Origin of the sequence: Pleomorphomonas sp. PLEO (genome assembly GCF_041320595.1) — a bacterium.
Taxonomy (GTDB): domain Bacteria; phylum Pseudomonadota; class Alphaproteobacteria; order Rhizobiales; family Pleomorphomonadaceae; genus Pleomorphomonas.
On sequence record NZ_CP166625.1, the window covers coordinates 722,501 to 739,925 of the forward strand.

General features: G+C 61.6%; 16 protein-coding genes, 2 tRNA genes and 2 rRNA genes. 10 read left to right on the forward strand and 10 right to left on the reverse strand.

Annotation, left to right across the window (positions count from 1 at the left end; all coding sequences use genetic code 11):
- Positions 1–416: 416 nt before the first annotated feature.
- The 5 genes from AB6N07_RS03120 (at position 417) to AB6N07_RS03140 (ending at position 6,300) form a co-directional block, all read left to right on the forward strand.
- Positions 417–3,244 (forward strand): 23S ribosomal RNA (locus AB6N07_RS03120).
- 142 nt (positions 3,245–3,386) lie between these two features.
- Positions 3,387–3,502 (forward strand): 5S ribosomal RNA (gene rrf / locus AB6N07_RS03125).
- 457 nt (positions 3,503–3,959) lie between these two features.
- Complete coding sequence (locus tag AB6N07_RS03130) at positions 3,960–4,151, forward strand: CsbD family protein (RefSeq protein ID WP_370676358.1); 192 nt, start codon at positions 3,960–3,962, stop codon at positions 4,149–4,151.
- A gap of 109 nt (positions 4,152–4,260) precedes the next feature.
- Positions 4,261–5,748, forward strand: coding sequence for an alpha-amylase (gene amyA / locus AB6N07_RS03135; protein ID WP_370676359.1), 1,488 nt, complete (start codon positions 4,261–4,263; stop codon positions 5,746–5,748).
- Between the two features lie 84 nt (positions 5,749–5,832).
- Entirely contained in the window at positions 5,833–6,300 is a 468-nt protein-coding gene (locus tag AB6N07_RS03140) for a TspO/MBR family protein (RefSeq protein ID WP_370676360.1), read from the forward strand.
- Between the two features lie 114 nt (positions 6,301–6,414).
- On the opposite strand, the gene AB6N07_RS03145 is transcribed toward AB6N07_RS03140, so the two are convergent.
- Both AB6N07_RS03145 and AB6N07_RS03150 read right to left on the reverse strand, forming a co-directional pair.
- Positions 6,415–6,489, reverse strand: a tRNA-Gly gene (locus tag AB6N07_RS03145).
- A gap of 10 nt (positions 6,490–6,499) precedes the next feature.
- A complete protein-coding gene (locus tag AB6N07_RS03150; protein WP_370676361.1) occupies positions 6,500–6,727 on the reverse strand; it encodes a hypothetical protein in 228 nt (75 codons plus the stop codon).
- Between AB6N07_RS03150 and AB6N07_RS03155 the strand changes: the two genes are divergently transcribed.
- The 4 genes from AB6N07_RS03155 to AB6N07_RS03170 all read left to right on the forward strand — a co-directional run bounded on the left by AB6N07_RS03155 (position 6,726) and on the right by AB6N07_RS03170 (position 9,186).
- Positions 6,726–7,229, forward strand: a complete 504-nt coding sequence (locus AB6N07_RS03155; protein WP_370676362.1) for a prolyl-tRNA synthetase associated domain-containing protein — start codon at positions 6,726–6,728, stop codon at positions 7,227–7,229. The genes AB6N07_RS03150 and AB6N07_RS03155 overlap by 2 nt on opposite strands.
- A gap of 108 nt (positions 7,230–7,337) precedes the next feature.
- On the forward strand, positions 7,338–8,273 hold the full coding sequence (gene trxA, locus AB6N07_RS03160; protein ID WP_370676363.1) for a thioredoxin: 936 nt from the start codon (positions 7,338–7,340) through the stop codon (positions 8,271–8,273).
- 18 nt (positions 8,274–8,291) lie between these two features.
- A complete protein-coding gene (locus AB6N07_RS03165) occupies positions 8,292–8,969 on the forward strand; it encodes an LON peptidase substrate-binding domain-containing protein (RefSeq protein ID WP_370676364.1) in 678 nt (225 codons plus the stop codon).
- 10 nt (positions 8,970–8,979) lie between these two features.
- The gene (locus AB6N07_RS03170) at positions 8,980–9,186 is read left to right on the forward strand and encodes a Trm112 family protein (RefSeq protein WP_101290374.1); all 207 of its coding nucleotides are present in this window, start codon (positions 8,980–8,982) and stop codon (positions 9,184–9,186) included.
- Between the two features lie 24 nt (positions 9,187–9,210).
- On the opposite strand, the gene AB6N07_RS03175 is transcribed toward AB6N07_RS03170, so the two are convergent.
- Both AB6N07_RS03175 and AB6N07_RS03180 read right to left on the reverse strand, forming a co-directional pair.
- A complete protein-coding gene (locus AB6N07_RS03175) occupies positions 9,211–9,534 on the reverse strand; it encodes a DUF167 family protein (RefSeq protein ID WP_370676365.1) in 324 nt (107 codons plus the stop codon).
- Positions 9,535–9,538: 4 nt separating this feature from the next.
- Complete coding sequence (locus AB6N07_RS03180; protein ID WP_370676366.1) at positions 9,539–9,829, reverse strand: YggT family protein; 291 nt, start codon at positions 9,827–9,829, stop codon at positions 9,539–9,541.
- Positions 9,830–10,139: 310 nt separating this feature from the next.
- On the opposite strand from AB6N07_RS03180, the gene AB6N07_RS03185 reads away from it, so the two are divergent.
- A tRNA-Ala gene (locus tag AB6N07_RS03185) sits at positions 10,140–10,215 on the forward strand.
- A gap of 153 nt (positions 10,216–10,368) precedes the next feature.
- Here the strand turns inward: AB6N07_RS03185 and guaD are convergent.
- From guaD to AB6N07_RS03215, 6 genes are read right to left on the reverse strand one after another with little or no spacing between them, the layout of a single operon-like run.
- Entirely contained in the window at positions 10,369–11,727 is a 1,359-nt protein-coding gene (guaD, locus tag AB6N07_RS03190; protein WP_370676367.1) for a guanine deaminase, read from the reverse strand.
- 12 nt (positions 11,728–11,739) lie between these two features.
- Positions 11,740–12,699: an ABC transporter permease gene (locus AB6N07_RS03195; RefSeq protein WP_370676368.1), complete on the reverse strand. Its 960-nt coding sequence runs from the start codon at positions 12,697–12,699 to the stop codon at positions 11,740–11,742.
- The gene (locus AB6N07_RS03200; RefSeq protein ID WP_370676369.1) at positions 12,696–13,790 is read right to left on the reverse strand and encodes an ABC transporter permease; all 1,095 of its coding nucleotides are present in this window, start codon (positions 13,788–13,790) and stop codon (positions 12,696–12,698) included. Before AB6N07_RS03200 ends, AB6N07_RS03195 begins: the two co-directional genes overlap by 4 nt.
- Positions 13,787–15,331, reverse strand: a complete 1,545-nt coding sequence (locus tag AB6N07_RS03205; RefSeq protein ID WP_370676370.1) for an ABC transporter ATP-binding protein — start codon at positions 15,329–15,331, stop codon at positions 13,787–13,789. Before AB6N07_RS03205 ends, AB6N07_RS03200 begins: the two co-directional genes overlap by 4 nt.
- A 60-nt stretch (positions 15,332–15,391) precedes the next feature.
- The gene (locus AB6N07_RS03210) at positions 15,392–16,444 is read right to left on the reverse strand and encodes a BMP family protein (RefSeq protein WP_370676371.1); all 1,053 of its coding nucleotides are present in this window, start codon (positions 16,442–16,444) and stop codon (positions 15,392–15,394) included.
- Positions 16,445–16,474: 30 nt separating this feature from the next.
- Positions 16,475–17,422 (reverse strand): nucleoside hydrolase, encoded by a 948-nt coding sequence (locus AB6N07_RS03215; protein ID WP_370676372.1) that lies wholly within the window; start codon positions 17,420–17,422, stop codon positions 16,475–16,477.
- Positions 17,423–17,425 lie beyond the last annotated feature (3 nt).

A 17,425-nucleotide genomic window follows, 5' to 3' on the forward strand; every position in this document is an offset into this window, starting at 1 on the left:
TTTAGACTGGTTGGAATGAAGAGAACTTACCTTGATAGCATTCTGAGATGAGAGACAGAGATTGCAACGGTGCGTGCCTAGTGCCGCCGTTGTCCTGTTCGCTTGTTATCGTGAAGAGAAGACATGCCTGATGGCATGATGATGGAAGGCCCGTAAGGGCTGGGAAGTCGTCATGTCGGGTCGGAGCCGAGAGGTTCTGGTCTGCCCCGCTTGACCGCAGGGGTGTTGGTGGCATGTCTCGTGTGATTTTGAATGGTCTTTGGACGCGATTGGGTCAGCCGAGTTGGCTCAATCGTGTAGATCGTGTTCTCGTGTTCATGGAGCGTGTTTTAGGTACCGTTCCGTGTCGATTGCTTCTTCGGAGGTGATTGGGTCTTGCAAAGTCATTGCAAGGGATGGGCATGGGTAATGAGAGCGATCAAGTGACGTAAGGGCATCTGGTGGATGCCTTGGCGCTGAGAGGCGATGAAGGACGTGGTACGCTGCGATAAGCCATGGGGAGCTGCGAACAAGCTTTGATCCGTGGATTTCCGAATGGGGGAACCCATCTTCAGCGAACAGTGATCAGTTGGCAGTCGAAAGCGCGCCCGGCAGGGAAAGCGGCTCGGCAAAACTGCCATCCGGTTACTGTTTGCAATTATGAAGATATCTTATCCCTGAATACATAGGGGATTAGAGGCGAACGCAGGGAAGTGAAACATCTAAGTACCTGCAGGAAAGGACATCAACCGAGACTCCGCAAGTAGTGGCGAGCGAACGCGGACCAGGCCAGTGGTCAATTGGTTTAAAGCAGAACGGTTTGGAATGGCCGGCATTATGGGTGACAGCCCCGTATGCACAGATATCCAATTGATCCTTGAGTAAGGCGGGACACGTGCAATCCTGTCTGAACGTGGGGGGCCCACCCTCCAAGCCTAAGTACTCCTCAGCGACCGATAGTGAACCAGTACCGTGAGGGAAAGGTGAAAAGCACCCCGACAAGGGGAGTGAAACAGTTCCTGAAACCGGATGCCTACAAACAGTCGGAGGCTGCAATGCTGACGGCGTACCTTTTGTATAATGGGTCAGCGACTTAGTCTGTCGAGCGAGCTTAAGCCGTTAGGTGTAGGCGCAGCGAAAGCGAGTCTGAACAGGGCGTTCAGTTCGACGGATTAGACCCGAAACGAGGTGATCTAGTCATGAGCAGGTTGAAGGTGCGGTAACACGCACTGGAGGACCGAACCCACGCCTGTTGAAAAAGTCGGGGATGACTTGTGACTAGGGGTGAAAGGCCAATCAAACCTCGAAATAGCTGGTTCTCCGCGAAATCTATTTAGGTAGAGCGTCGGACGAATACCTCGGGGGGTAGAGCACTGCATAGGCAAGGGGGTCCTACAGACTTACCGATCTTAAGCAAACTCCGAATACCCGAGAGTACTATCCGGCAGACACACGGCGGGTGCTAACGTCCGTCGTGAAAAGGGAAACAACCCTGACCATCAGTTAAGGTCCCGAAGTCACGGCTAAGTGTGAAACGATGTGGGAATCCCAAAACAACCAGGATGTTGGCTTAGAAGCAGCCATCATTTAAAGAAAGCGTAACAGCTCACTGGTCTAGTCAAGGGTTCCTGCGCGGACAATGTAACGGGGCTCAAGCCGTGCACCGAAACTATGGGTTTGCACTTGTGCAAGCGGTAGCGGAGCGTTCCGTAGGCCTGTGAAGGAGGATCTGTGAGGACCTCTGGAGGTATCGGAAGTGAGAATGCTGACATGAGTAACGCTAAGGGTGTGAGAATCACCCTCGCCGAAAGTCCAAGGGTTCCTGCGTAAAGCTAGTCTTCGCAGGGTTAGCCGGTCCCTAAGGCGAGGCCGAAAGGCGTAGTCGATGGGAATGAGGTAAATATTCCTCAGCCAGCAGGTGGTGACGGATGTGAAGGATCGTAAGGCCTTATCGGATTGGCTTTGCTGTCTCAGCGTTCCAGGAAATAGCCCCTGCATCAGACCGTACCCCAAACCGACACAGGTGGACTGGTAGAGTATACCAAGGCGTTGAGCGAATTGTGCTGAAGGAACTCGGCAAATTGCCTCCGTAACTTCGGGAGAAGGAGGCCCCGGTTGTGGGCAACCATAATCGGGGGGCACAGACTAGGGGGTGGCGACTGTTTAACAAAAACACAGGGCTCTGCGAAGCCATAAGGCGACGTATAGGGTCTGACGCCTGCCCGGTGCCGGAAGGTTAAGAGGAGGGGTGCAAGCTCCGAATTGAAGCCCCGGTAAACGGCGGCCGTAACTATAACGGTCCTAAGGTAGCGAAATTCCTTGTCGGGTAAGTTCCGACCTGCACGAATGGCGTAACGACTTCCCCGCTGTCTCCAGCACAGGCTCAGTGAAATTGAATTCCCCGTGAAGATGCGGGGTTCCTGCGGTCAGACGGAAAGACCCCGTGCACCTTTACTATAGCTTCACACTGGCATTCGTGTCGGCATGTGTAGGATAGGTGGTAGGCTATGAAGTTTGGGCGCTAGCTCAGATGGAGCCATCCTTGAAATACCACCCTTATCGTCATGACTGTCTAACCGCGGCCCGTCATCCGGGTCCGGGACAGTGTGTGGTGGGTAGTTTGACTGGGGCGGTCGCCTCCCAAAGAGTAACGGAGGCGCGCGAAGGTAGGCTCAGACCGGTCGGAAATCGGTCGACGAGTGCAATGGCATAAGCCTGCCTGACTGCGAGACTGACACGTCGAGCAGAGTCGAAAGACGGCCATAGTGATCCGGTGGTCCCTCGTGGACGGGCCATCGCTCAACGGATAAAAGGTACGCCGGGGATAACAGGCTGATGATGCCCAAGAGTCCATATCGACGGCATCGTTTGGCACCTCGATGTCGACTCATCACATCCTGGGGCTGGAGAAGGTCCCAAGGGTTCGGCTGTTCGCCGATTAAAGTGGTACGTGAGTTGGGTTCAGAACGTCGTGAGACAGTTCGGTCCCTATCTGCCGTGGGTGTAGGAGTATTGAGAGGATCTGTCCCTAGTACGAGAGGACCGGGATGGACATACCTCTGGTGGACCTGTTGTGGCGCCAGCCGCATTGCAGGGTAGCTAAGTGTGGACTCGATAACCGCTGAAAGCATCTAAGCGGGAAACGAACCTCAAAACTAGTGCTCCCTATCAGAGCCGTGGTAGACCACCACGTTGATAGGCCGGGTGTGGAAGCGCAGCAATGCGTGAAGCTTACCGGTACTAATAGCTCGATCGGCTTTATCGCTCTCATTATCCCTGTCCATCCTCAAGGATGAAACAAGGACACAAAAACAAAACACGATCCGGCCCTCATAAGCCGCCAAAGACCATAACATTCGCTCATGACCAGCCCTCAAAGCTAGCCATGAGCTCTTGCCCTTCGCCGGCCTGGTGGTCATGGCGGGGAGAAATGCACCCGATCCCATCCCGAACTCGGCCGTGAAACTCCCCAGCGCCAATGGTACTCCGTCTTAAGACGCGGGAGAGTAGGTCGCTGCCAGGCCTGCAAAGGGCAAGACAAACAAAATCAACATCACACGATAATAGCTCTTCATGAAACCCGAACCAACACAAAGCCCTCGACGAGAAATCGCCGAGGGCTTTGTTGTGTCTGCCGCCTCGGGACACGCCAACGCAAAGCGCGACACTCCCGACAGACCAAGCCCAAAGCCACCTGATACCCAAGAACCACGATAGTGCCTGAGCCGATATCACCGTTGGTCCTGTCCGGCGTCGAGATTTCCCGCCAAGCGATCCGACCTCAACGGGTCGCGGGAATTATGTTCCCGTAACCAATTGAAATGACACTCCGTTCCGGAGAAATGCGCCGGGCCAGCGTGTCCCTTCACCCGAAGGCGAAGCAAGTCGGGCGACGCTTTTGCGGAACCAGCTGGCCCGTCCTGCGTTTCATTTACGGTTCCCCGAACCGAAACTTTCATGAGACGTGAAGGGAGATTGCCATGAGTTCGACCACAGACAAGATCAAGGGCCATACCAACGAAGCCGTCGGTAAGGTCAAGCAGGCGACCGGCAAGGCGCTCGGCGATAAGGACCTGGAAGTCGAGGGTGACGTCCAGGAAGCCAAGGGCGATGCCCAGAAGGCCGTCGGCAAGGGCAAGGAAGCCCTGAAGGACACCATCGATAAGCTTTGAGCGGCAACGCTTGGGCATTCAAGGCGCTGTCGGTCCTCTCGGACCGGCGGCGTTTTCTGTTGATCTGAGGCTGCGCACGGCGCGGCGGTGCTCCTGTCAGAGGATCCAAATGACCCAGAGAACGCTGCTGCAGGCTTTCCATTGGTACTATCCCGGCGAAGGACGTCTCTGGCGGGATATTGAGGAGAAGGCGGTCTCCCTGGCCGAAATGGGCATCACCGACGTGTGGCTGCCTCCAGCTTACAAGGGAAGCGCGGGCGGTCATTCGGTTGGCTATGACGTCTACGACCTGTTCGATCTCGGCGAGTTCGATCAGAAGGGTAGCGTCGCCACCAAGTATGGCGACCGGGCGGCGCTTGAGCGGGCCACGCACGCCCTTGAGGCAAACGGCGTTGGCGTGATCTATGACGTGGTGCTCAATCACAAGATGGGGGCCGACGAGACCGAGCGTGTCCGGGTCCATCGCGTCAATCCCGACAATCGCGAAGAGATCGATCCAGAGACCTTCGAGGCCACGGTGCACACACGCTTCACCTTTCCCGGTCGGCAGGGGCGCTACTCGGAGTTCGTCTGGGACGCTAAATGCTTCACCGGCGTCGACCATATCGAGGATCCCGACGAGAATGGCGTCTTCAAGCTGGTCAACGACTATGATGACGGCTGGGGCGTCGAGGTCGGCTCGGAATTCGGCAATTTTGACTACCTGATGGGCTCCGATATCGAGTTTCGCAACAAGGCTGTCTATGAGGAGCTGAAGTACTGGGGGCGCTGGCTCACGGGCGAATTGCCCTGCGCGGGCTTCCGCCTCGATGCCGTCAAGCACATCCCGGCCTGGTTCTTCCGTGACTGGCTCAGTCATGTGCGCGAGACCGCCGGCAAGGACCTGTTCGTGGTTGCCGAATATTGGCATCCGGATCTTGATGTGCTCCGCGGCTACCTCGACCTCGTCGATGGTCAGCTCATGCTGTTCGATGTGGCGTTGCATTACAATTTCTACGACGCCTCGAAAGGTGGAGCCGATTATGATCTGCGCGCTCTGTTCAATGATACGCTGGTTGGCGTCATGCCGGAGCACGCCGTGACGCTGGTGGCCAATCACGATACCCAGCCGCTACAATCGCTGGAGGCGCCAGTCGAACCCTGGTTCAAGCCACTCGCCTACGCTCTCATTTTGCTTAGGGAACAGGGCGTTCCGTGCGTGTTCCATCCCGACCTTTATGGTGCGACCTATACCGACAAGGGTGGCGACGGCGAGGATCACACCGTCGAAATGCCGGCGATCAGCTGCCTGCCGCGGCTTATTGAGGCGCGGCAGAGGTTCGCCTATGGCCCGCAGACGGATCTTTTTGATGAGCCCAACTGTATCGCGTTCGTTCGCCACGGCACTTCAGAGGCCCCCGGCTGTGTCGTTGTGATGGCTAACGCCGGTGAGACCGCCAAGGTTGCCGATCTCGGTCCCGAAGTGGGCGGCGTTGTCTTCCGTGATTTCCTGGGGCATCGGCAGGACGAAGTCACCACAGATGAGGCGGGGCGCGCAAGCTTCCCTGTGAACGGTGGTAGTGTCAGTGTCTGGGTGCGAGCGGACGTCTTAAGCTAAGTCGGGCGACGCCTGCGGTACCTCGACAGGCTGATCGACAGAAGGGACATCAAATTGACTTCTGAAACGCTCTCGCCGAGCCCCATGGGAAGGATTGCCGCGGCGCTCGCCGCTGTTGCACCGGTCGCTGCCGCCGCTATCATCGGCAATGCCGCCACGTTGCCCAATATAACGCCGTGGTACGAAAGCCTCGTCAAACCGCCGTTCAATCCACCCAACAGCGTGTTCGGCCCCGTCTGGACGGTCCTCTACATTCTGATGGCTTGGGCTTTCTTTCGAGTTCTGAGAAGCCCAAGGGGTGCTGCGCGCGGCCACGCCATTCTGCTTTTTCTTGTCCAGATAACGCTCAACGCCGCTTGGTCTGTTGCCTTTTTCGGCTTCCACTCACCTGGAACTGGCCTTGTCGTGATTGTGATGCTCGTGACGGCTCTCGCCGCGACGGTCCATGCCTTCCTAGCCGTCGATCGAATCGCCGGCGGGGTTCTTATTCCCTATCTCGGCTGGGTTGCCTTCGCCGCGCTTCTCAACGTCTCGATCTGGTGGCTGAACTGAGGTTTCGGGCTGGGATAGCTTCGGTCAAAGGCGATAAGCTTGCGATATAGCCTAAAAACAAAAAGGCCACCCGAAGGTGGCCGCTTTGCAAGTCTTTGACTTCTCTTCTGAAAATGGAGCGGGCGATGGGATTCGAACCCACGACCCTAACCTTGGCAAGGTTATGCTCTACCCCTGAGCTACACCCGCGCTCCGCTTTTCAGCGTGCTCCGTCGCCGGAGCGAGGCGGTATATCGCCCATGTCGGCGGCGAATGCAACAGGCTTTTTCGACTTTTTTCGTGACCGGCATTTTTTTGCCGGGAAAATGACCCACGGATCCTGCCAAGGCTCGGATTTTTCAGCGGTTTTGGCTTGCACGATCTGGCGGTTCCCTGAAATATCGGCCCATTGCAGGGCGCATGCCCGCCTGCCCACGAGGTTTATCATGGCCGCGACTCGCGCCGATCTGTTCGCCTTTCTCGATCGTCTCAATATCGCCCACCGGACGATCGAGCATCCGCCGCTGCCGACCGTCGAGGCAGCGATGGCCATTTGGGGGGGCATGACAGGCGGCTTTGCCAAGAACCTGTTCGTCAAGGACAAGAAGAGCCGGCTCTTCCTGATCACGCTCAGAAAAGATTCGGCGCTCGATCTCAAACATGTTCAGGCAGCGATCGGCGCTTCGGGACGCGTCTCATTTTGCACAGCCGACCAACTGATGGAACATTTGGGCATCTTGCCCGGTTCGGTAACCCCGTTCGGCGTTCTCAACGACACCGCCGGCGCGGTGACCGTGGTTTTGGAAAAGGCGTTGCTGGAACTCGATCCGGTCCATGTGCATCCGCTCGAAAATACCGCCACGACGGCGGTGTCGGCAGCGGGGTTGCTCGCCTTTTTGAGGGCGACCGGCCACGAGCCGCTCGTCGTCGATCTGCCGCTTGTCACATGAAAGGGGGCGGCTGTTAAACTTGGTCGAGCCGCCCTATATAGGGCGGACGAATTACCCCACCGCCGCCTCCCGTTGGGGGAGACCGGCGCCCAGCAGTCGAGTGAGAAGATGAGCAGCCCGACCTTCACCTTTGGCAACGGCTTTGCCACGCCTGGTGCCGCTCCGGCCCCAGCGGCCGACGATGTGATCGAGACAACGACCCGCGATTTTGCCCGCGACGTGCTCGATACCTCCAAGGACAAGGTGGTACTGGTCGATTTTTGGGCGGAATGGTGTGGTCCCTGTAAGCAGCTGACGCCGATCATCGAGAAGGTTGTCCGCGATACCAAGGGCAAAGTTCGCCTCGTCAAGATGAACATCGACAACCATCCCGAGGTGGCCGGCCAGCTGGGAATCCAGTCAATTCCGGCGGTGATCGCCTTCTCCAAGGGGCGTGCCGTCGATGGCTTCATGGGCGCGCAGCCGGAAAGTCAGGTGCGGCAGTTCATCGAGCGCGTCGCCGGGCCCATGGGGCCGACGGATCAGGAAAAGCTCATCGCCGCCGGCCAGGAGGCACTCGCCGCTGGTGACTCGCAGGCCGCCGCTGAGGCCTTCCTCGCCGTGCTCGACATGGAGCCCGAATCGCTTGTCGCTACGGCCGGCCTGGTGCGGGCGCTGACGGCGGCCGGGCAGCTTGAGGATGCGCGGACCGTGCTGGCTCGTGTGCCGGACCTGAAGGCGGGCGATGCGGCCATCGCCGGCGCCCGTGCCGAGCTTGAATTGGCCGAGCGGGCCGCCAGTGTTGGCGATACTGACGCGCTCGCGGCCACCGTCGCTGCCAACCCCCTGGATCATCAGGCTCGGTTCGAGCTGGCCGAGGCGCTGGCGGCCCAGGGCGACCGTCAGGCCGCCGTCGACCAGCTTATCGAGATCGTCCGGCGCGAACGTGGTTGGAACGAGGATGCGGCCCGCAAGCAGTTGGTCAAGTTCTTCGAAGCCTGGGGCATGACCGACCCGATGACGCTCTACGGACGGCGCAAGCTGTCCTCAGTCCTGTTCTCCTGATCCCACGAAAGGCAATCGATGCAAGTCGGCAACGCAAGCTACGTTGGTCCCGCCGATCTCCCCGGCGAACTGCCGCTCTTTCCGTTGAGGGGCGTGCTTTTGTTGCCGCGCGGCCTGCTGCCGCTCATCGTGTTCGAACCGCGCTACCTTGAAATGGTGGACGCGGCACTTGCCGGCAACCGGCTAATCGGCATCATCCAGCCGCGTTTTGACACCGAGGAGGGGATCGAGGAGGGGTCGGCGCCGCTATGCGAAGTGGGAACTGTCGGTCGTATCACGGCGATCGCCGAAACCGGTGACGGGCGCTACCAGGTGACGCTGACCGGCATCTGTCGCTTCCGCCTTATGGGCGAAGCGCCGGCTGATCTGCCTTATCGCATTGGCAGGATCGCTTGCGACTTCCCAGCCGATTTCGAACTTCGGGTTGGCGAGGACGAGGTGGATCGTGCGGCCTTCCTCGCCGTTTTCGAAGCCTATCTCGACGCCAACGAGATGGAGGCCGACTGGGACGCCGTCGAGAAGGCATCGACCGAGGCGCTGATCAACACGCTGTCGATGATGAGCCCCTATGGCGCGGCGGAGAAGCAAGCGCTGCTCGAAGCGCCCGATCTCAAGACGCGGGCCGAGACCTTGATCGCCATTACCGAGATTACGCTGGCACGCGCCGGCAATGACACGCCAACCAGTATCAACTGAGGAAACCATCATGCAGGAGAACGACGGCCGGCGAACCGGCGAGGTCGATCCCAAACTCCTGGAGATCCTCGTCTGCCCGCTCACCAAGGCGACGCTGGAATGGTACCCCGAACGGCGCGAGCTGGTGTCGCGGCCCGCCCGCCTTGCCTATCCGGTCCGCGATGGCGTGCCGATCATGCTGCCCGATGAGGCGCGGGCGCTCGACCCCGACGAGTGAACGGCCGGCGCTTATCAGACATTGTCATGAATGAAGGCCGCAGGCTGCCCTGAGACGCGCCTCCGCCTCGGCGTCGGCGCCCGTCAGACGGATGGTCTTGAGACGCGCTGTGGAGCCGGAAACCACCGTTCCCGCCGATTTGGGCAGACCGGCGGCAGCAGCCATAAGCGCCGCCACGGCAGCGTTGGCCTTGCCATCCTCCGGCACCACCTTCACCCGCGCCGCGACCACCGTGCGACCGTCGGACAGGGCTTTCGTGCCGTCGATGCGGTCGCTGCCACCGCGCGGCGTCAGGCGCACCTCCACGAGGAGGTTGGCGCCATCCCGTCGGATCGGAGCTTCGGCCATCGGGTCAGAAGACGTAAGGATAGATGTAGTGGATGATGATCTGCTGCAGGAGGATGATGCCAAACCACAGCACCAGGAAGGACAGGTCGAGTCCGCCGGTGTTGGGCATGAAGCGCCGGATAGGGCGCAGCACCGGCTCGGTCATGGTGTAGAGGAAGGACGCGATGGCCGTCACCACCTGGTTGCGCAGGTTGACGACGTTGAAGGCGACGAGCCAGGACATGATCGCCGAGGCGATCAGGATGTACATATAGAGATTGAGGATCTGGAAGAGAACGTCGAGAACGGCCTTCATGAATGGGTCTTTCGCATTACGAGTTTTCCGAGATGTAGCCATGGCGCGATGGAGCCGCAAGGCCGCTTTATAGGGCCGCCACGTGCAGATCGCTCGGCTTGGTAAAAACCAGAGGCTCGCCAGGGTTTCAGATGAGATAAGCGACTCCGGCGATCCGAGCCGGGGCGTCATGGTTCGGTCGCTGTTGGCGGTGCCTCTCCTTGATTTTGCTTTCGCTGCGAAGAGCCGCGAAAGGCTTGACAGCCCCGGTCCCTCCCCCTAAAAGCGGCTCACCCGACGCCGGGTTCTCGGCTGAAAAGCCGTGCCGGATGGGGCTGTAGCTCAGATGGGAGAGCGCTGCAATCGCACTGCAGAGGTCAGGGGTTCGATTCCCCTCAGCTCCACCAATACCTTCTCAAGGTACTGGTGTGAAATTAGATCAATCTGATCAGTCGCTTATAATCTCTTCCTGATCGTCGATGCGGTCTACGCGCGGTTAGAAAGAAAGTACCCGGCCCTTGCCATTTGATCGGGCACAGGGATGGCTGGCTCCATCTCCATCAAGTTGGTCGGCGGTCCTCGCCGGCAACCCAGACATGGGCGACATTGACCCTTGTGGCGCCGTAAATCAGCTTTTCGAATACGCCTTCGAGATTCTCGTCGCCGAAGAGCCGGATACCGCCGTCGCGGATCGTCGTGTCGATGGCGACCGCGTCGAAATGAAAGCCAGGCGCGAAGCAGCCGATGGGCAGGTCGAGCGCGGTGCCGCCGCCGGCCGTCGCCACATGGAAGGCCGTCACGAGATCGACGCGCGAATTCGGCCGCCCCCGTTGGGCTGCCGGCAGCGCCGGGTCGACACCGTCCTCAAGCAGGCGCGAGGATTGCACCGTCGCCCGGCAGGCCTCGAACATCGAAGCGCTGGGACCGCCGGAAATATCGGTGCCGAGGCCGACATGCATGTGTCGGGACAACGCGGCGCGCAGCGGAAACACCGAGTTGGCGAAATAGATGTTGGAGAGCGCGCAGTGGGCGACGGCCGCTCCACGCCGCGCCACGCGCGTCATGTCGTCGTCGGTCAGGAAATTGGAGTGGGCGAGCATGGTTCGCCGCGTGAGCAAGCCGAAGCGGTCGAGCGCCTCGGCATCCGTGTGGCCGTAGCGGGCGAAGACGTGAGAATGCGCCCAGTCGCTCTCCGAACAGTGGGTCTGGACGTGGGCGCCGGTTTCCCCGGCAAGTTCGCCGAGCGCCGTCAGTGCGGCATCCGTGCAGGACGGGATGAAGCGCGGTGTGATCACCGGTAGGACACGGCCCGCCGTGTTGCGCGGGTGCGACCGCACATATTCGATCAGCGCCCGCGTCTCGGCTGCGCCCGTCGCCGCGTCGGCATCCCGGTAATAGTGCGGGCAACTGTCCGGGTGATCCATCACCACCTTGCCAACCAGAGCCCGCTGTCCTTTGTCGATGCAGAGATCGGCGAGCAGCTTGGTCGCTTCGAGGTGGACGGTGCCGAAATAGAGCGCCGTCGTCGTGCCGATGGCGAGGAGATCGTCGATCAGGGCCGTATAGCGGCTCCGGGCGAAATCGAGGTCGGCATAGCGAGCTTCGAGCGGGAAGGTGTACTTGCCGAGCCAGACCTCCAGAGGCACGTCCAGCGCCTGCCCGAGCTGCGGATATTGCGGCGCGTGCACATGGCAGTCGACGAAACCGGGTATGCCGTAGCTGCCGGCCGGCAGGCGGACGATCGCCTCGCCGAGCACAGCGATACGGTCAGTGTAACCGGCGTCGCCGGGCAGCGTCACCGCTGCGATGGTGCCGGCTTCGTCCACCTCGATCAGCGCATCGCGGAGGACATCGAGCCGATCCGGGCTGGGCGCCTGGAAGAAGGTGCCGAGGATTGCTCGGCCGGTGAGGCTTTTCATCGGTCTCCTCCGTCAGGCTTCGGCCGAGCGCAGAGGCGCCGCCACCCGCCGCGCCCGCTGGGCACGCAGAGAGAACAGGATCAGCGCGATGATCGTCACCAGGAATGGGATGCTCTGGACGAGTTCGGCCGGGATCCAGCTGAACAGGTTGGGCATGATGATCGACAGCGCGTCGAAGACGCCGAACAACAAGGCCGCCCACATGGCTCCGATCGGGTGACGGGCGCCGAGCAGCACGGCGCCGAGGGCGATGAAGCCACGGCCGGCGGTCATGTCGCGGGTAAAGCCGACGTAGTTGAACATGGCGAGCTGGGCACCGCCGAGGCCGGCCAGCAGACCCGAGGCGACGAGACTCCAGAAACGTACCTTGGCGACCGGGATACCGGCCGCTTCCGGCGCCGCGGGATACTCGCCGACGGCGCGCAGCCACAGGCCGGGTGGCGTACGGTAGAGGAAGTACCAGATGCCGAACACGCTGAGGATGGCGAGCCAGCTCAGCGCCGAATGGCCGGACAGCAAGCTGTGCAGCAGCGGGCCGACGCCGGGAATTGAAGCGAGAAACGGCAGGTCGACGGCCGGAATCGCCTTGGAGATGAGGTTGATCGACGTTCCCTTGTCACCGCCGGTGGCCAGCGACAGCGCGAACACCGTACCGCCGGCCGCCAGAATGTTGACGGCAAAGCCAACGAGGATGATGTCGGCCTTCAGGCGAAGGTGGAAGAAGCCCATCAAAGCACCGAGTGCACCCCCGGCGGCAAGACCGGCCAGTACCGCCACATACCAGGGCGCATGCACCGACACGATGACGGCGGTCAGCGCCGAGATCAGCATCATGCCCTCGAGTGCTACGTTGAGCGCGCCGGACAGATCGGAGATGAGGCCGCCGAGCGTCGCAAACAGCAGGGGTGTCGAGGTCCGGATGACCGTGACGAAGAAGGTGGCGGAGAAGACGGTGATCAGGAGTTCGGTCATTTGCCGGCAGCCTCCGTGGCGGGGGCGGCGCCGAAGCGGAACAGCCGCGCCCAGAACGTCTTGCCGGGGAGCGTGAAGGAGGAGGCGACCAGCAGGATGATGGTGGCCTGCACGATGGAGATCACCTCCGACGGCACATCGGATCGGATGGCCATCAGTTGCGCGCCTTGGCGGAGATAGCCGTAGAACAGCGCCACGATCGGCACCACCAGCGGCCGGTCACGGGCGACGATCGCCACCAGGATGCCCTCGAAGGCCAGGTTGCCGTCGAAATCGATGGCCAGCCGGCCGAAGGCGCGGCCATGCACGTAGACGGCGCCGAGCAGACCACCGATCGCTCCGGCCGCCGTCATCGCCGAGATCATGGTCAGCGACGAGCGGATGCCGGCATATTCGGCGAAGCGGGGGTTGTGCCCGACGAGGCGCAGCTTCAGGCCCCAGCGCGTGCGGTAGAGCAGAAACCACACCACCGCCACCGATACGGCGGCGATGACGATGCCGAGGTCGAAGCGCGTATTGGGCAGGATGGCCGGGAAGATCGATTGAGCCGGAAATTTCTCGGTCATCAGCTGGCCGGTGCCTGTCGGCGCCAGATGGGCGCGGATCAGATAGTTGACGATCTTGATGGCGAGATAGTTCAGCATCAGCGACGAGACGATCTCGTTGGCGCCGAAGCGGGCCTTGGCGTAGCCGGGGATGAAGCCGTAGGCCGCGCCGGCCAGCATGGCGACCAGGATGCCGAGCGGCAGTGCCAGGAAGGTCGCACCGAGTGGCGACAGGGCAATGAACGTCGCAAACAGCGCGCCGACATAGACCTGTCCCTGCACGCCCATCGAGAACTGCCGCGCCTGGAACACCATCGCGAAGGCAAGGCCAGTCAGCGTCAGCTTGGCCACTTCGTCGACCCAGAGGCCGGTTGTGCGCATTGACGAGAAGGGCGCGGTCAGCAGCGTGCCATAGGCCTTCACCGGGTCCTGCGAGGTGAACAGCACCACCACGAACGTCACCAGAAGGGCGATCGCCAGCGCCGCGAGGGCTCGGCCGATTTCATTGCGCGCCGCCTTGGTGCGAGGGTCGGTCAGAAGGCTCATTTGAGGGCGGCTCTCACGGTTTCGGGCGACTGGGTCTCGATGCCGAGCATGTAGCGGCCGAGAGTTTCCGGCGTCAGCTCGTCCGAGTTGACGAAAGCGGCGACGATGCGACCGCGATAGAAGACGACGAGGCGATCCGATAGCGCCAGCAGTTCGCCAAGATCGGCCGAACAGAGAAGCACGGCCGCGCCGCCGTCGCGGGCGCCGGTGATCGACTTCCAGATGAATTCGGTGGCGCCGAGGTCGACGCCGCGCGTCGGCTGGTTGACCAGCAAGAGTTTCGGCTGCTCGGCCAATTCGCGCGCCACGACGACCTTCTGCATGTTGCCGCCCGACAGGGTGCCGACCGCCGAGGCAGGGCCGCCGACCTTGATCGAAAAACGGCCAATCAGCTGTTCGGCTTGGGCGCGGATGGCCTTGAGGTCGAGAAGGCCGTGCCGGACGAAGCGCTCATCCTCGAGCCGCGTCGCCACCATGTTCTCGGCGACGCTCGCCCCGACGGCAAGGCCACGGGCGATGCGGTCCTCGGGGATGCTGGCAAGGCCAAGATGACGCCGCTCCTTGACATCGAGCGGCAGAAGATCTTCGCCATCAACGTAGATCGCCCCGTCGGCAACCGAGCGAAGGCCCGCCACGGCCTCGATCAGCTCGGACTGGCCGTTGCCCTCGACACCGACAAGGCCGACAATCTCACCCTTGCGAACCTTGAGATTGAGATCCTGGCAGATGGGCGCACCGGTTTCGCCATGGATGTGCAGGCCCTTCACCTCGAGGCTGACGGGGCCCTCATCCTTGGCGCGGTCGACGCGCAACGTCACTTCCCGGCCCACCATCATGGTGGCAAGGCTGTGTTCGTCAACGTCCCTGGACAGCACTTCGCCGACAGTGCGGCCGCCGCGCATCACAGTGATGCGGTCGGAAATCTCCAAGACTTCCGGCAGCTTGTGAGCGATGAAAATAACCGTCTTGCCTTGTGCCACCAGCGAGCGGACGGCGACAAACAGCTCCTCCACCTCCTGCGGCGCCAGGACGGCCGTCGGCTCGTCGAGGATCAGCACACGGGCATTGCGATAAAGCGCCTTCAGAATTTCAACGCGCTGCTGCTGACCGACCGGAATACGCCCCACCGGCGGCAGCGGATCGACCTTCAGCCGATATTTCTCCGACAGCGCGCGCACTTCGGCGATCGCCTTGTCACGATCGAAGCGGATGCCGGCGCGGGGCTCGGCGCCGAGCACCACGTTTTCGTAGACGGAGAAGGAGGGCACCAGCGAGAAATGCTGGAACACCATGCCGATGCCGGCGTCGATGGCCTCGCGCGGCTTGGCGAAGTTGACCGGCTTACCGTCGAAGAGCAGTTCACCCGTATCAGGCTGTTCGACGCCGAACAGGATCTTCATCAACGTCGATTTACCGGCCCCGTTCTCGCCGATCACCGCATGGACCTCGCCGGGCATGACGGTGAGATCGACGCCGTTGTTGGCCAGGGTGCCGCCCGGATAGGTCTTGGAAATTGATTTCGCCTGGATGAGAGGCACCATGTCGTCCGTCCCCGAATGGAAGCGGCCCCGCTCCCTGGTGAGAGGCGGGGCCGCCGAGCCTTACTTCATCACCGTGTCGACCTTGATTTCACCGGCGATGATCTTCTTTTCCTGTTCGTCGACGGCGGCGCGCACGTCGGCGGGGACTGCCTTGTCGTAATACTTGTTCTTGGCGATGGCGACGGCGCCGTCCTGCAGGCCGAGCAGCACGATCTGGCCATAGGTGGCGGTGCCGTCGATCGTCTTCTTCAGCGTGTCATAGAGCGACTGGCCGACCTTCTTTTCAACCGAGGTGAAGATCACGTCGGCCTGGGCGGGATCGGACGCCTCGAAAATGAGGGCCTGGTCGCTGTCGACGCCAACGGCGAGCTTGCCGCCGTCGCGGGCCGCCTGCAGCGCGCCGATGCCGGTACCGCCGGCGATGGGGAACACCACGTCGACGCCCTGCGAGAACTGGGCCAGCGCCAGCTCCTTACCCTTGGCCGGGTCGGTGAACGAGCCGGCGACGGCGCGCGTCACCTCGACATTCGGATTGGCGGCCTTGGCGCCCTGCTCGAAACCGACGGCGAATTCGACCACCGTCGCGCCTTCGACACCAAGGATCTCGCCGAGCTTGCCGGTCTTGGAGACCTTGGCAGCGGCGTAGCCGGCCAGATAGGCGGCCGTCGACGTGCGATACTGGATCGCCATCATGTTCTTGAGATCGGCTTTGGCGAAGTCCGGCGCGTCATCGAACAGGATGAATTTCTTGTCGGGGTACTCGGGGGCCAGTTCGGCCATGAAGGCATTCATTTCCCACGTGCCGGCGATGATGACGTCATAGTCGCCGTCGGCCGCGTCGGCGAGCGCCGGCTGCCAGCGGCCGCGATCGAGACCCGCCTCGATGACGGTGGTTTTCACCGGCAGTTCGGCATCTGCCTTCTTGAGGCCGGCGGCGGCGCTGTCGAAGAAGCTCTTGTCGCCGAGGTTGCCGTGCACCACCAGCGCCACCTTGAGCGGCTTGTCCTTGCTGTAATCGGCGGCAAAGGCCGAAGAACCGGCAAACGGCAGCGCAAGCCCCGCCGCGAGCGCGAGTCCGGCGAAAGTCCGCCGGCTGAGCATGTAGGTCGTCATCATTGTTCTCCTGTCTGGACGGTCTTCTTTTTATGGATGCACTTCAAAGGCCAACGAGGCGGCATAAAGCTCGGTCAGCCGTTCGATCCTCGCTTCTTCGACCAGCGTCACCATCGGCGTGCCGAGACGACGACTGGGGTCGACCACGGTCATGCCGCGGGTGATGTCGGGCGCCAGCGCCACGTCGACGGACGCGCGGATGGACCGCGTGACGATGGAGGGATCGACGGCAACCGCCGCCGCGAAGGGATCGACGAAGCGGAAAGCGTCGCCACCGCCGAAGCCGGCCACCTGCTGACGGGCGTGGCTGGCCAGTGCCATGGAAAAGCGCTTCACCGGCGAATCCGGAAGGGCGGCGAACAGCGCATCCACCTCGGCACCGGAGAGATAATGTTCGACGCAGGGCTCCCAGGGCACGAGAACCGTGTCGATGTCGGCGGAGAAGACGATCTTGGCCGCCTCGGGATCAGCGTAGATGTTGAACTCGGCCGCCGGCGTCACGTTGCCGCGCCCGTTGACCGTACCGCCCATGATGGTCAGCCGGCCAATACCCTGGGTGATCGCCGGATCGGCGCCGAGCGCCAGGGCCAAGTTGGTCAGGGGGCCGATCATCAAGAGATCGACCTTCTCGTCTTTTAACGCGGCTTCACGCAGGGTTTGGATGAGAAAGCCGACGGCATCGTCGCCAGCCGGTTCGGCCGTGCGGGTCGGACGCGGTGCACCGCCGAGTCCATCCTCGCCATGAACGTGCTTGGCGTCGATCAACGGTTGGGCGATCGCCTTCTCCGCCCCCATGTGGACGGGGATGTCGGCACCGACGACGGCCAAGGTCGCCAGGATATTGGCAGTCGCGGCATCAAGCCCGACGTTGCCGAAGACGGTGGTCACGGCATGAGGCGCTCGTCCGGCGGCGATCAGCAACAGCAGCGCCTGCGCGTCGTCAATTCCGCCATCGGTATCCAAAATGAGCTTGTTCATCCG